Raw genomic sequence first — 14,016 nt, 5'->3', positions numbered from 1 at the left:
GCAAGCAAGTTCTTCGCTGCCTGTGAATGTCACCGCTGGGCAGGCAGTTACTGGCAGTATTACTTGCCTGAATGCAGGACCCAGTGCAGCAGACTCAGCAACATGTGGAATTTCTGGACTTCCAGCAGGTGCAACGACGAGCTGTACACCCGCCGTCCCCACTGCGACGCCACTCACTGTATCCGGCGCGATCTCTTGCGACGTTAGCTTTGTAGCGCCTGCTACGGGCTCCATTACAGCAACGATCACGGCGGGCAGTGCAGCTGCAGATCCACTTCCCTCAAATAATTCAGTCTCCTATAACGCAGTGATCACGCCCGCTGCCGATATGCAAGCAAGTTCTTCGCTGCCTGCGAATGTCACCGCTGGGCAGGCGGTTACTGGCAGCATTACTTGCCTGAATGCAGGACCCAGTGCAGCAGACTCAGCAACATGTGGAATTTCTGGACTTCCAGCAGGTGCAACGACGAGCTGTACACCCGCCGTCCCCACTGCGACGCCACTCACTGCATCCAGCGCAATCTCTTGCGACGTCAGCTTTGTGGCTCCTGCTATGGGCTCCATTACAGCAACGATCACTGCAGGCAGCGCAACTGCAGATCCGGAATCAGCAAATAATTCCATTCCCTATGAGGCTTCAATTAATACACAGCCGATGATAAAACGCGTGCCTGCATTGAATAATTGGATGATTGCTACACTTTCGCTCATGCTTGGGGTAACTATTTTGCTTGGATTCAGGAAAAAATGAAATGTTGAATACCAAGTCGAAGCATATTGTTGCGCTTGGGAAACTCTGAAAATTTCCAACCGGCAACGGGGCTGGCACATGGCCATGCGCAAAGGCCTGCGCAAGCAGCTCGATGTAAGCACCCCGCTGGGACTGTTGAAAGAGAAATACGAGCAAACCAAAGCCAGCATGCGAGCCAAAGTGGGGTACCCGTTTCGGGTGATCAAGCAGCAGTTTGGAGTCAACAAGCTGCGCTACCGGGGCATTGCCAAGAACGACAACAAGCTGCAGACAATGTTGGCGCTGGTCAATCCGTGGTTGTTTTGCAGGACTTTGAAGGGGGGGCAGGCATGGGTGCGCCTGCAGGTGCCCCACACGGGCCGAAAGCCGTCAATGCGGCTTGAAATCTGGCGGCAAAGCTGCGTAATGGCAGGCAAATCGGCATCGAGCTGACAGGCCGATCTGAATGCCGTGGTGTTGCAGACCTTCCCCAGCGGTGGATCTGCTGACCCCATGGCTTGTCAGCAGCACCATGCAACCATGGCTGCAATCGCCGCCCATCAGCCCGCCAACTCGGCGCTCCACTGGGCGACCTGGCGCGCGGTAATGCCAACGCCGCCGCAGAGGATGACCACGATGGACTGGGCTTGCTGCAGCAGCGGCGACGCGCTGTGCAGCGCCGCCACCGATGCGCCGCAGGCGGGCTCCACCAGCATGCGGTGTTCCAGCAGCAGCTCTTCGCAGGCGGCCACCGCGGCGGCATCGGGTACCACCACGCTCTCGATGCGGTGCTCCCGGGTCAGCGCCCATGCGCGGTCGCAGACCTGGCGTGCGCCCAGCGATGTGGCAATCGAGGTGATGCCGGGCAGCAAGGTGGGCGCGCCGGCTTGCATCGCCTGGGCCAATGAATCGGCGCCTGCGGTTTCGGCGGCAAGGACCGGCACGGCGCCCCAGCCATTGCGCTGCAGACCTTCGACCACACCGCATAGCAGGCCACCGCCCCCCACCGAGCAAACCACCAGATCGGGCCGCTCGCCTTGCCGCGCCAGCTCATCGATCATCGTGGCGTGGCCGGTCCAGAGCAAGGGGTCATCAAAGGGGTGCAAAAAGGCATCGCTGGCCGTCATCAGCTGCTGGGCATGGGCATGGGCCTCCATCCACGATGCGCCGTGCACGATCACCTCAGCCCCTTCGGAGCGGATCAGGTCCTGGGCGCGCTGCGATGTGGTTGCCGGCACCACCACCGTCACTGGCGTCTGCAGCATGCGGCCGGCATAGGCCACTGCATAGCCGGCATTGCCGCCCGACGAGGATATAAAGCGCTTGGCCCCGCGCGACCGGTAGACCTCGCAGGCGTGGCCGATGCCACGCGTCTTGAACGAGCCGCTGGGCTGCAAGGTCTCGAGCTTCAGGCGCACGCTCTTGCCGGTGCGCAGCGACAGCGCGCGCGATGCGATGGTCGGGGTTTCGATATGGATGGCCATGGTGGATGTCCTTGCGTTCTGAATAGTGCCTGGGCGCTGCGTGCCGATGGGGCGGCCGAGCCGGTGCAATTGCCTCAGCCACCTTAGCCGCCTCATCGCATAGCGCGGGCGCGGCCAAGTAGTCGGTAATGGAGATGCCAGTGGCGCGGAATTGGGCGGGCAACAAGGCCGCAACCGCACAGCCAGCGCCGGCAGCAGGCCCACAGTGTAGGCGGCAAATCAGCGCATGGTGGCCAAGCGCTCGATGGTGGGCGACAAGGGCATGGTGCGGCGCAGTGCTCAGAAAAACAGCGGGCTGCGGGTGAGGGGAGGGCGATCTCTTGCGCCCCAGGTTGCCGTTAGCGCCTGGCCGCTGCCGCACACCACCACGTGCCCCGCCAAAGCAAACGCCACCCGAAGGTGGCGTGTGGCTTGTGGGGAGGCGGGCGATCAGCTGATCAGGCCGTTCTTCAATGCATAGTAGGTCAGGTCGCTGTTGGAGCTCAAGGTCATCTTCTCCATCAAGCGGGTGCGGTAGGTGCTCACCGTCTTGACGCTCAGCGACAGCTGCTCGGCCACATTGCTGGCGGTTTCGCCCTGGGCGAGTTTGAGGAACACCTGGAACTCGCGCTCGGACAGGTGCTCGTGCGGCGGGGCATCGTCCTTGCGGCCCAGCTGCTGGGCCAGCAGGTTGGCGACCATAGGAGTCAGGTAGCGCTTGCCCAGCGAGATGGTGCGAATCGCTTCCACAATCTCGCTCGGGTCGCATTCCTTGTTCAGGTAGCCGTTCACCCCTTGGCGGATCAGGTTGATCGCATAGTGCTCGGCCGGGTAGCCGCTCAGGATCAGGATGCCCATATCGGGCTCCTTGGCGCGCAGCATGGTCAGCGCATCGATACCGCTTTGGCCGGGCATCGACAGGTCCATCACCAGCACGTCAATCGATTCATTGCGCACCAGGTCAATGGCTTCGCGGCCATTGGAGGCTTCTCCCACGAGGCGGATATCTACAAAATCCGCGAGAAATTGCTTCAGGCCGGAGCGAACGATGGCGTGGTCATCGACAAGTCCTACGTTGATCATTGGTCTTCCTTGGTAGCGGCAGTGCAGCTCTGGCTGACTGGCTCGCGGTCTTTTTTGAAACTGCACAACCGGATCGGATAACCACAGGTCACGGCACAAGCGGCCATGATTATCAAAATCATGCAGACCATAAATATATTATTCGCTGCGATAATATCCAGAGCCGTATTGCTAAATTATAAATTTGATACTTGGTATTGACCTGCCTCAATGGTCGGTTTAATACCTTTTTCAACAGCCTCAATGGCTAGAGCCTTAGTTTAACCATGGTTTGCAAATGCCTTGTGGGTGCGCGCAAACGGACACTGTCAGTGTAGGACTACAAAACGCTGAAACCGATTTTTTGACCTCGCCATCTAGCATGGGAATTTCCCCCGCTGGCACCATGTGGTATATTCCATCGGCATAAAAAGAAAATGTCCTACAAGGATAAATTCCTTGGTGCAAATCTCAGGTTGCAATAGTTTTATTGCAATAATCTTTTATTATTGGATTTGCAATGAAAATAGTCTATATAGAAGACAATGCAGAGCTGCGCGAGACCATCGGCTGCCTCATGGAAGGGCCGGGCCGCAGCATCACCTGCTGCGCCAATGCCGAAGATGCGCTGCAGCTCGATGCCCAGGCGCCGTTTGACCTTGTGGTGACCGATGTCAGCCTGCCGGGGCAATCGGGCACCGACCTGGCCCAGGCGCTGCTCAAGCAAGCGCCGCTGCGCTGGATTGTGCTGTGCACCGGCTACGACCTGGGCCACTACCCGGCGCAGTGGGGCCCCAATGTGCGCACCTTGCTCAAGCCTTTTGAGATTGAAGAGCTCGAAAACCTGCTCGGCCAGATCGAGGCACAGCGCGCCAGCGCCACGCTGCAATAAGCACTTCAGCACCCCCAGTGCCCTCGTGCGCTGATGCAAAAAAGGACGGCTTTGCCGTCCTTTTGCTTATGGGCTGGCGCAGCCGCCGGCCAGTCCGATCCATAAAAACTATAGCGCGCAGCAGCGCAGCGCTGGGGTGGATGAGCCGGTCAGTAAACCTTGAACAGGTCCTTACAGCACCGCCTGCCGGCCCTGCGCCAGCGGCTGGCGCGGCAGCCGGATCTCAAAGCGGGTCTGGCCCTCGGCCGATTGCACCTGAATGGACCCACCATGCGCCTGGGCAATCTGCTGGGCAATATAGAGCCCCAGGCCCAGGCCTTCGCTTTGCCCGGGCTGGCGCTCGCCGCCCCGAAAGGGCTTGAACAGATCGGGCAGCAAGGCCGGCGGAATGGTCCCGGCGTTTTCGATGGCCAGCAGCACTTCGGCCGGCTGGCTGCCATCCAGCGTCACGCGGATCGGCGCATCGACCGCGCCGTGCTTGACGGCATTGCCCAGGATATTGCTCACCACCTGGGCCAGGCGCTCGCTGTCCCAGCGGCCCTGGGTGTCGCCCTGGGCCTGGTAGTGCAGCACGCGCTCGGTGCTGCACTGGCGCGCGTCTTCCACCGCTGCCGCGCACAGCGGGGCCAGGTCCATCTCGGCCAGGCTCAGGCGCAGGCCGCCGGCCTGGCGGATGCGGGTCACATCGAGCAAATCCTCGACCATGCGGGCCATGCGCTGGCTGTTGCCCAGCAGGCGCTCGGCCAGCTCTTCGTTCTTGCTCGCATCGGTCTGGCGCTTGAGCAAGCTGGCGCTCATCTTGATGGTCTGCAAGGGGTTGCGCAGGTCGTGGCTGAGCACCGCCATGAACATCTCGTTGACGCGCAGCGCCTCGGTGCGCTCTTGCAATTGCTGGGCCAGCTCCTGCTTGCGGCGGTGCAGCTCAAAAAAGATGTTCACCTTGGCTGTGAGCATGTCCGGGTCGATGGGCTTGTACAGAAAATCCACCGCGCCGCTCTCATAGCCCTGGAACTGCCAGTTCTGCTCATGCGTGCCCGCGGTCATGAAGATCAGCGGAATATGGCGCGTGCGCTCACTGCCCCGGATCAGCGCGGCCAGGTCAAAGCCGTTCATCTCCGGCATCTGCACATCCAAGAGGGCCAGCGCCACATCGTTGTGCTGCAGCAGCAGCTCCAGCGCCTCGCGCGCCGAGTGGGCTTTGAGAAACTGCACACCCTCGCGCTGGAGCAGCGCTTCCAGGGCGACCAGGTTCTGCGGAATGTCATCAACAATCAGGCATTTGATGCCGTCTATGGTCTTCATGGCGCTACAAGTCAAAAGCTAGGACCCATGGCATGCGGCGGCACGCCATCTGCGGGGCGGGTATGGTCAAACTAATCAATGCTGGGTTTTTTCTGGTATATCTTTTCCACCACCGCCACATCCTCAAAGGCAGGCGCCTGGTTTGAAAAACGCAGCGATTCTTTCATGCCCAAACCCAAAAAACCGCGATGGCATAATGACTGCCGGAAAAGATCCAGCGCGCGGTTTTGCAAGTCGGCATCAAAATAAATCAGCACATTCCGGCACGATATCAAATGCATCTCGGCAAATACGCTGTCGGTCGCCAGGCTGTGGTCGGCAAATACCACGTTCTTGCGCAGCTCCTTGTCCAGCACAATATGGCCGTAATGGGCGGTGTAGTAATCGGCCAGCGAGCGTTTGCCGCCCGCTTTCAAATAATTCGCGGAGAACGACTCGGCCCGCTCAATGCCAAAAATGCCTTGTTCGGCCACGCGCAGCGCCTGCGAGTTGATATCGGTCGCATAGATCAGGCTGCGCTCCAGCAGGCCTTCTTCCTGCAGCAGGATAGCCAGCGAGTAGACCTCTTCGCCCGTGCTGCAGCCGGCCACCCAGATCTTGAGCGAGGGGTAGGTGCGCAAGAGCGGCACCACCTCGCGGCGCAAAGCCGCAAAATACCCCGGGTCGCGGAACATGTCGCTGACCTGTACCGTCAGGTAGCCCAACAGCGCGGTAAATGCCGAGGGGTCGTGCATGATCCTGTCCTGCAGTTGCGACAGGGTTTTGCAGCCAAAGGAGGCAAGCGCCGCCTCCAGCCCGCGCTTGATCGATCCCTGCGCGTAACCGCGAAAATCATAGTGGTAACGGTAATAAATACCGTCGAGCAGCAGGCGCTGCTCAATCTCGGCAATCTCGGCCTTTTTGCGTAACGGCATGGGGCTTTATTTGGGCATCCAGACGCGCACCAGGGACAGCAGTTTCTCCACGTCCAGTGGTTTGGCGATGTAATCGTTGGCACCGGCGGCCAGGCATTTTTCCTGGTCGTCCTTCATGGCCTTGGCGGTCAGCGCAATGATGGGCAGGCGCTTCAAATGCGCGCGGCTGCGAATCTCGCGCATGGCGGTGTAGCCATCCATCTCGGGCATCATGATGTCCATCAGGACCAGGTCCACGCTGCTGTCTTCGCGGTCCAGTGCCTCGAGCGCTTCGCGGCCATTGCGGGCAATGTCCACCGCAATGCCGGTGGGCTCCAGAATGCTGGTCAGCGCAAACACATTGCGCACATCGTCCTCCACCACCAGCACCTTGCGCCCTTCCAGCGCGGCCTCGCGGCTGCGGGCCTGGGCCAGCATCTGCTGGTGCTCGGGCGACAGGCGCGACTCCACCTGGTGCAGGAACAAGGTCACCTCATCGAGCAGGCGCTCGGGTGAGCGCGCATCCTTGATGATGATCGAGTGCGAGAAGCGCCGCAGCTGCAACTCTTCATCGCGCGACAGCGCCCGGCCGGTGTAGACAATCACCGGCGGGAAGGACACGCCGTCTTGCTCGGACATGCGCTCGAGCAGCGCAAAGCCGCTCATGTCCGGCAGGTTCAGGTCCATGATCATGCAGTCATAGGTGCCCTGGGCCAGGTACTCCAGCGCCTGGGTGGCGGTGCCGGCGCAGACCACATCGACCTCGCTGTTGCCCAGCAGGCTGTGCACGCTGTCGCGCTGGCGCTCGTCGTCTTCGACCAGCAGCACGCGGTGGATGTTCTGGGTGAACTTGGCCTCCAGCCGCTTCAAGGCCTGGGCCAACTCTTCGCGCTGCACCGGCTTCAAGGCGTAACCCAGCGCGCCGCGCACCAGCGCTTCTTGGGAGTAATCGGCCACCGAGACGATGTGCACCGGAATATGGCGCGTGCTCGGGTTGCGCTTGAGCTGGTCCAGCACGCCCAGGCCCGAGAAGTCGGGCAGGTTGATGTCCAGCACAATCGCATTGGGCAAAAACTGCAGCGCGGCCGACAGGCCATCGGCCGCATTGCGCGCCACCTGGCAGCTAAAGCCCATCTCGCGCGCCAGCTCTTGCAGAATGTCGGCAAAACGCGGGTCATCCTCCACCACCAGCAGATGGCGGCCCTGGATGATGGTGGGCAGCGCCAGCTCGGTAGCCGGGGCTACGGCAGCGGTAGCAGCGCTGGCCAAGGCGGTGGCATCGGCCAGCGTGGTTGCGGTGGCCGCACCAGCCGTGGCAACGGCGGTATTCGACTGCATCGGGGCCATGGCCCGGGGCGCAGCGGCCGGCGCAATCGTCTTGATGGGCGCGCTCAGCGGCGCAGGCTGCACCGGGCGCAGCGCGTCAGCCGCCTTGGGCGCCACCGGCACTTCGGCAGCCGGGGCAGCCGCTGCCACCAGCGGCATATGAAAGCTGAACACGCTGCCTTGGCCCGGCGTGCTTTGCACGGTCACCTGGCCGCCCAGCAGCTGCGCCAGGTCCCGCGCAATCGACAGGCCCAGGCCCGTGCCGCCGTACTTGCGGTGGGTGCTGCCATCGGCCTGCTGGAAAGCCTCAAAAATCAGCTGCTGCTGGTGCTCGGGAATGCCGATGCCCGTGTCCTGCACCGCAAAGCTCAAGGTGCCTGGCTGGCTTTGCGACAGCTGCAGGCTCACGCTGCCCCGGTCGGTGAACTTGATCGCGTTGGACAGCAGGTTTTTCAGAATCTGGCCCAGGCGCAGGCTATCCGTCTGCGCATAGGTGGGCACACCCGGGGCAATATGGCAGCTCAGCGCCAGGCCCTTTTGCTGGGCCAGTGGGCGCAGCGGCTCGATGAGCGACTGCATCGCAGTGCCCAGGTTCACCGGCTCGAGCACCACATTGGCCTGGCCGGCTTCAATCTTGGCCAGGTCCAGAATGTCGTTGATCAGCGCCAGCAAATCATTGCCGGCCGCATAAATGGTCTGCGCGTACTTGACCTGCTCGCCCGTCAGGTTGCCCTGCTTGTTGTCGCCCAGCAGCTTGGCCAGGATCAGGGTCGAGTTCAGCGGCGTGCGCAGCTCATGGCTCATATTGGCCAGGAACTCGCTCTTGTACTGGCTGGCCACTTCCAGCTCGCGCGCCTTGTCGGTCAGCGCATCCTTGGCGCGCAGCAGCTGCTCGCGCTGGTGCTCCAACTTCTGCGTCTGCTCTTCCAGGTAGACATTGGTCTGCTCCAGCTCCTGCTGCTGCTGCTCCATCTGCGCCTGCGAGCGCTGCAGTGCCTGGCTTTGCTGCTCCAGCTCCTCGTTGCTGGCGCGCATCTCTTCTTGCTGCACCAGCAGTTCTTCGGCCTGCTGGCGGGTCTCTTCCAGCAGCTTCTCCAGGCGCGAGCGGTCCAGCGCCGAGCGCACCGCCACGGCCAGCACGGGCGACGCGCCTGCGAGCAAGTCCAGCTCGGCCGGCAGCACCGGGCGGGCAAAGCCCAGCTCGATCAGCGCATGCACCTGGCCGTTTTCTACGGCGGGGGCCAGCACCAGCTCCAGCGGCTGCGACTGGCCCAGGCTCGAAGTGATCTTCAGGTGGCTCTGGTCCAGGCCGCCCACCTTCAGCAGCTTGCCGCTGCGCAGCACCTGGCCGGCCAGGCCTTCGCCGGCCAGCAGGTGGGCCTGCAGTGCATCTGGGGGCAGCGCGTAGCCGCCAAACAGCTGGTAGCGGTCGTCCATGCCATGGCGGGCGTAGCCGGCACCCACGCGGGCGCCCAGGTAGCTGGCCAAAAACTCCAGCGCGCGTGCGCCCACTTCTTCCAGCCGGTGGTCGCCCTGCAGGCTTTGGTTCAGGCCTGCCAGGCCATCGGCCACCCAGGCCTGGCGCGCCTTGGCGCGGAACTCGCGCATCGACAGCGCGGCCGACAGAAGCACCAGCACCAGCATCACCACCGAGCCGCCCCAGGTGACATAGGTCGAGGTGATGGCGGCCTGTTCCCAGGCGCGGCGGCGCAGATCGAGCTCGGCGTTTTGCAGCAGGTACAGGCTGTTGACCTCGTTGTTGAGGCTGTCCATCACCAGCTTGCCCTTGTCGGTGCGCACCAGTGCCATCGCCTCATCGCCCCGGCCCGCTTGTTTCAGGTTAATCGTCGCTTCGAGCTCGCCGAGCTTCTGGTGGGCCAGCGCATCAATCGCCTGCACCCGTTCCTGGCGCAGCGGCGCGCTGTTGTTGCTGGCCGCCAGGCCCTTGAGCTGCGCCTCCAGCGCATCTTGCGCGCGCTGGTAGGGCTGCAGGTAGGCCGGGTCGCCCGTCAGCAAAAAGCCGCGCTGCCCGGTCTCTGCATCCTTGAGCGACGCCGAGAATTCATTGAGCTGGCGCATGGCCGCCGTCATGCGGTCGATGCTGGTCACTGCGCGGGCGCGCACATCGGCCGAGTAGACATTGACAATGGCGATGACCAGCGCAGCAATGGCGGCGGCGGCAAACCCCATCAGCATGGGCAGCGGCAAAGGGAACAGGCTGCGCGGCTGCGAAGAAGGAGATTGGGGCATGGAGGTGGCGGAGGTGAGGGCGGCTACAGGCACAAAAAGCAACGGCAAATTGTACTTGTACCTTTGTTAACAAATCTGTAGGCATGCTCCTACGGGGCCGCCTGGTTGGCTGTGGGAAGCCAGAGCCATTTTCGTCCACCCTCGGCGGCATCGCGCAAACCCTGAGGCTCCCAGGTGTTACCGGTCGTTTGCGCAGCGCTGCGCGCAAAAAAAGGGCCCGCACAAGGCGGGCCCAAGGGTCGTCTTCCTGAGAAGCGCTTTTCCTCCCTCCAGAGGAGTGCTGATCATAAATTAAAAGTATTAAAAAACGGGTTCGATAGCTAGGTATTATGTAAGTTTTTTGTAAGTCTTGCCCGGGCGCGCTGGGCGGGCTGCTTCGTACGGGCTCGCCCCAGCCGTGGCGGCATTGCCTTGCCTCCATGTTTTTCGATCTGCCCCACCTGGCAACAAAAAGGCCAGCAGCCACCCTGTGGGGTTGGCTGCCGGCCTGTGGAGCGATTGACTGCGGGCCGCAGCCCGGGATGCCAGGAGGCATACAGAAGGTGCCCCTGGGGTGGGCCACGCTCAGCGGCGGTGATCCCGAGGGTTGCGCAGCGCGGGCTGTGGCCGGCAGCGCGGGCCTTGCAGCGCCATCAGCCTAGCCAAGCTTGCCTGCCTCTATATAGAGCGCCGCCTAACGCTCCACCCATGGCCATTGCGCCCAGGCTGGCAGTTCGGGCATGCGCAGGGCCCCCTCGGGCCAGTCGCTGTCGTTGTCGCTGCCCATGTCGCGGTCCGTGCCTTGGTCGGCTATCGCTGTCACCGTCATACGCACCACCGGTGTCACCGTGCCGTCCTTGCTCCAGTGGGTGCCGCCATCGAGGGTTCGCAGATAGCCAGTGGCCGCGCCCGAGAAGCCGCCTGCAAAGCGATAGGCGTTGGCAGGGCCTCGGTTGTCATACAGCTCCAGTGGGCAACCGTCCTTGCTGGCGAGCACCAACGCGTATTTTTTAAACGCCTGGAGTGTGGTGCGGGCCACGCTGCCCAGTTGCACCGCGGTGTAGGTGTTGAGGCGCCCATCGTTGGGCGCAAAGACGGCGACATCGATGGTCGTGCTCGCCAGCGCCGCACCCTGGGGCAGCTCGGTGCTGTCATCGAGCTGGTAGAGCCGCAATACCGCAGCAATGGTCTGTGTGCCCCAGGCCCAAGATGCTGCGCCTGGAGGGGGGCGTGCCGACATGCATCTTTTGAAGTCCGCCGTGGTGGTCACCACAGGTGACGATGCCGCCACCGCCACCGCTGATGGCCAGCGGTCACGCTCAGACCTGGGCCACCAGCTCTCCAAGGGGTTGGCGATCGCTTTGGGGTGCTGCATGCCCAGCGAAATCGCACTGATCTGTGTCGCCACAGCCCCCGTATGGAAGGCCGGGCCCATCCAGCGCAGGGTATCGACGGTATGGCCATGGTGGCGGCTGAGGGCCGTGCTGTCCACCACCACCACGGGCAGCGTCACATGCTGGGCGCTGGCAGGCGCCCCGCAGAATGCGGCGCCTAGCACGCCAGCGGCTGCGCCAGCACAACAGGTTTGGAGGTGTTTTTTCATGCTGTTTTTAGGTGGACCCCTGGCGCCTGCCAAACCGATGGTCACAAGGCCATGTTGGCGGGTAGGCTGCGTAAGGCGTAAGGCGTAAGGCGTAAGGCGTAGGGCGTAGGGCGTAGGTCTGGCAATGGATATGGCGAGGGCAGCCTGTTTGGCACCGTCGTGCCGCATTCGCCTCGCCGGGCGGCGGCGCACCATGTGGCGCCTCATGCGCGGCGGCGGCATCTGTGCAGGGCTGGCAGGCTGCGGCCAGCTACTGCCCATCAGCCAGCACCAAGCCCTGCCTGGCTGACAGCGCCTGGCGCCATCTGCCGCTTGCTCAGTGGGCCTCGGCAAAAGCCGTGGGCCGCCTCCGCTTATGCGCACTGCGCGCCAGCAGGGCAGCGCCAACCGATGGGCGGGTGCGGCGTCAATATGGAAAGGGCTGCTTTGGGCCTGCGCGATGCCGGGCAGCCGGCCGCTAACGCGCAGAACGTGGAGGAGGGAAGGGTATATTGCTTTTTCATAGTAATTATTAATTATATGGTTGAGAAAAGCTATTTTTAAAGCGAAGTAAATGGCTGAGCCAACGCAGCTCCAGCGCCCGCGCTCCCGCCCCCGTACACAACGGTTCGCTGCTGCCAGCGCCCGCTGTGTCCTGCGCCCTTTACAGTGTTTTGCGGCGGCGCAGGCCCACAGCCGCCATCAGCGTGGCCATTGCGCCCAGGCCCAGGGTGCCCAGCGTAGGCACTGGGGAGGGGGCGGGCCCGGCCACTTCCGCCGGGTGGTCCGACTGCAAAAACCAGTGCTTGCCCACCTGGGCCAGCGTGTAGCGCCATCCACCTGCCTCCACATAGCCGGGCGCGGGCAGGCGGAATGTGCCGTTCGAGGCCCCATCGACCTGCACCACCACAATGCCATCACCGGTGGTGGCAGCCCCCGCGCCGCCCAGGTTGTTGATGTGCAAAATGCTGTCGCCGCTGGTATCGCCCCGCACCACCAGCTGCGCGCTAGGCGATGCATCAGCGCCCAAGGCCGTGTGTATCTCGATCACACCGCCATCGCCGCTGTAATCCTGCGTGACGGTCAGCACACTGCCGGTGCCACCGACAGCCAGGGTGACCCGCCCGCTGTTGTCCAGGCTCTGCACAGTGGGGCTGTAGCTGCTGGTATCGAGCGTGGCGCCAGCGGCCACGACAAAGTCCGAGACGGGGCTCAAGCTGTTGGCCGCGCCTGCGCGCAGCAGGCCCGCGTTGATGCGGGTGCTGCCCTGGTAGCTATTGTTGCCCGTCAGCACCGTGGTGCCCGAGCCGTTGACCTGCACCTGGCCGCTGCCATAGATATCCGGCCCAAACTGGTACTGCCCAGAGGCATCGCTGTGGTCCAGGGTCAGCACGCTCGCGTCCGCATTGCCCAGCACCAAGGTGTGCACCTGGAGGGCCCCGGGGCGGATGCTGCCTTCAACCGTCAGCTCTGCGCGGCCGGCCGCGCCCGGTGCGGGGGACGACAGCCACAGCGTATCGCGCACATCCACGCTTGCGCCTTCGCCGATGGTGAGCGCGGTGTCGGCCAGGCCGGCAAAGCTGCCAATCTCCAAATGGGTGCCCACCCGCCATTCGGAGCCCGCGCCGCGCAGCGCCAGCGTGCCAAAGTACAAAAGGGCGCTGACCTCGCAGTCGAGCAAGCCGCCATCGCGGATCTGCACCGCCGACATGCCTTCTCCCGCGAAAAGGCATTCCTCCCCCCGCAGTGTGGAAGAGGCGCCCTCCACATCGATCAGCGCGCTGGAGCCCGCCAGTGCTGTTGATTCCAGGGCCTGGCGGCTTTGCACCGTGGCGCCATGGCGCACCTGCAGCGTGGCCGATCCGGCTTGGCCCAGCAGCAGGTCGCCCGCCACCGTCCAGGACGATTGCGCGCCCTCCACCCGCACCGTGCCTGCGCTGCCGGCCTGCGCGCTGACCATTCCGCTGTCAGACACCAGCTGGCCACCGGCGAGAATCGCCAGTGCGCTTGTGCCGCTGTGGCCCACCGTCACATCGCTAGCGTGGTGGCTGGCCCCCATATCGCCCAGGGGGCTTGCATCACCGCTGAAGTGGACACTCTGGGCCTGTGCTCCTGCTGGCAGCAGGCTGCCCAAGAGCGAGGCGCCCGCGAGCAGAGCGCTCAACAGCGGCGTGTGCAGGGCCGATGAGGTGTATTGCTTTTTGGTCATCATTTTCCATTAGTTAGGTTGTAAGAAGCTATCAACTAGCGGTGGCATGGAACAGGCGCGGGCGGGGCGGCTTACGCAGTGCGGGGGCACCCGTTCTGTGCGCTGCTGCCCTGCGCCGCAGGCAGGGCGCCATCAGCCTCTCATAATTGATAGTTTTACGCAATCAAGAAATGAAAAAAGTGGTGATTGGAGATGCTGAAAGGACAGGGCAGAGGGCTCCTAGCATGCGGGTTGGCTGCGCCAAAGCGGTGCACATTGGTGGCGCTTTCAGCGACTGCGACCGTTGCCGATCGCGCTTGGGCGCGGCACCTAGCCGGCCGCACCTAGC

Annotated in this window: 8 protein-coding genes and 2 pseudogenes; 3 read left to right on the top strand and 7 right to left on the bottom strand. The window is 63.1% G+C overall.

Going from position 1 to position 14,016, the window contains the following annotated elements; all coding sequences use genetic code 11:
• A pseudogene (locus tag H928_RS32900) lies at positions 1-751 on the top strand (hypothetical protein); the annotation flags it as partial.
• Positions 752-823: 72 nt separating this feature from the next.
• Positions 824-1,066: pseudogene (locus H928_RS0115765) on the top strand (IS5/IS1182 family transposase); the annotation flags it as partial.
• Positions 1,067-1,290: 224 nt separating this feature from the next.
• On the opposite strand, the gene H928_RS0115760 reads toward H928_RS0115765, so the two are convergent.
• Together H928_RS0115760 and H928_RS0115755 are read right to left on the bottom strand one after the other, a co-directional pair.
• Positions 1,291-2,214 (bottom strand): pyridoxal-phosphate dependent enzyme, encoded by a 924-nt coding sequence (locus tag H928_RS0115760; RefSeq protein ID WP_021027376.1) that lies wholly within the window; start codon positions 2,212-2,214, stop codon positions 1,291-1,293.
• Between the two features lie 429 nt (positions 2,215-2,643).
• Positions 2,644-3,276 (bottom strand): response regulator transcription factor, encoded by a 633-nt coding sequence (locus tag H928_RS0115755; RefSeq protein ID WP_021027375.1) that lies wholly within the window; start codon positions 3,274-3,276, stop codon positions 2,644-2,646.
• A gap of 499 nt (positions 3,277-3,775) precedes the next feature.
• On the opposite strand from H928_RS0115755, the gene H928_RS0115750 reads away from it, so the two are divergent.
• Positions 3,776-4,147, top strand: coding sequence for a response regulator (locus H928_RS0115750; RefSeq protein ID WP_021027374.1), 372 nt, complete (start codon positions 3,776-3,778; stop codon positions 4,145-4,147).
• Positions 4,148-4,318: 171 nt separating this feature from the next.
• On the opposite strand, the gene H928_RS0115745 is transcribed toward H928_RS0115750, so the two are convergent.
• From H928_RS0115745 to H928_RS0115710, 5 genes are all read right to left on the bottom strand, one after another.
• Positions 4,319-5,449: a hybrid sensor histidine kinase/response regulator gene (locus tag H928_RS0115745; RefSeq protein WP_027011009.1), complete on the bottom strand. Its 1,131-nt coding sequence runs from the start codon at positions 5,447-5,449 to the stop codon at positions 4,319-4,321.
• Positions 5,450-5,520: 71 nt separating this feature from the next.
• Positions 5,521-6,363, bottom strand: coding sequence for a CheR family methyltransferase (locus tag H928_RS0115740; protein WP_021027372.1), 843 nt, complete (start codon positions 6,361-6,363; stop codon positions 5,521-5,523).
• Positions 6,364-6,369: 6 nt separating this feature from the next.
• Positions 6,370-9,918 carry a response regulator gene (locus H928_RS0115735; RefSeq protein WP_027011008.1) on the bottom strand — a complete coding sequence of 1,183 codons (3,549 nt, stop codon included), beginning with the start codon at positions 9,916-9,918 and terminating at the stop codon, positions 6,370-6,372.
• A 673-nt stretch (positions 9,919-10,591) separates the two neighbouring features.
• Positions 10,592-11,500: a hypothetical protein gene (locus H928_RS0115730; protein ID WP_148293182.1), complete on the bottom strand. Its 909-nt coding sequence runs from the start codon at positions 11,498-11,500 to the stop codon at positions 10,592-10,594.
• Between the two features lie 643 nt (positions 11,501-12,143).
• Positions 12,144-13,688: an IPTL-CTERM sorting domain-containing protein gene (locus H928_RS0115710; RefSeq protein WP_158400559.1), complete on the bottom strand. Its 1,545-nt coding sequence runs from the start codon at positions 13,686-13,688 to the stop codon at positions 12,144-12,146.
• Between the last annotated feature and the right edge of the window lie 328 nt (positions 13,689-14,016).

The organism is Comamonas sp. B-9 (assembly GCF_000410635.1).
Taxonomy (GTDB): Bacteria; Pseudomonadota; Gammaproteobacteria; order Burkholderiales; family Burkholderiaceae_C; genus Comamonas.
This window is presented reverse-complemented; position numbering and strand designations above follow the sequence as displayed.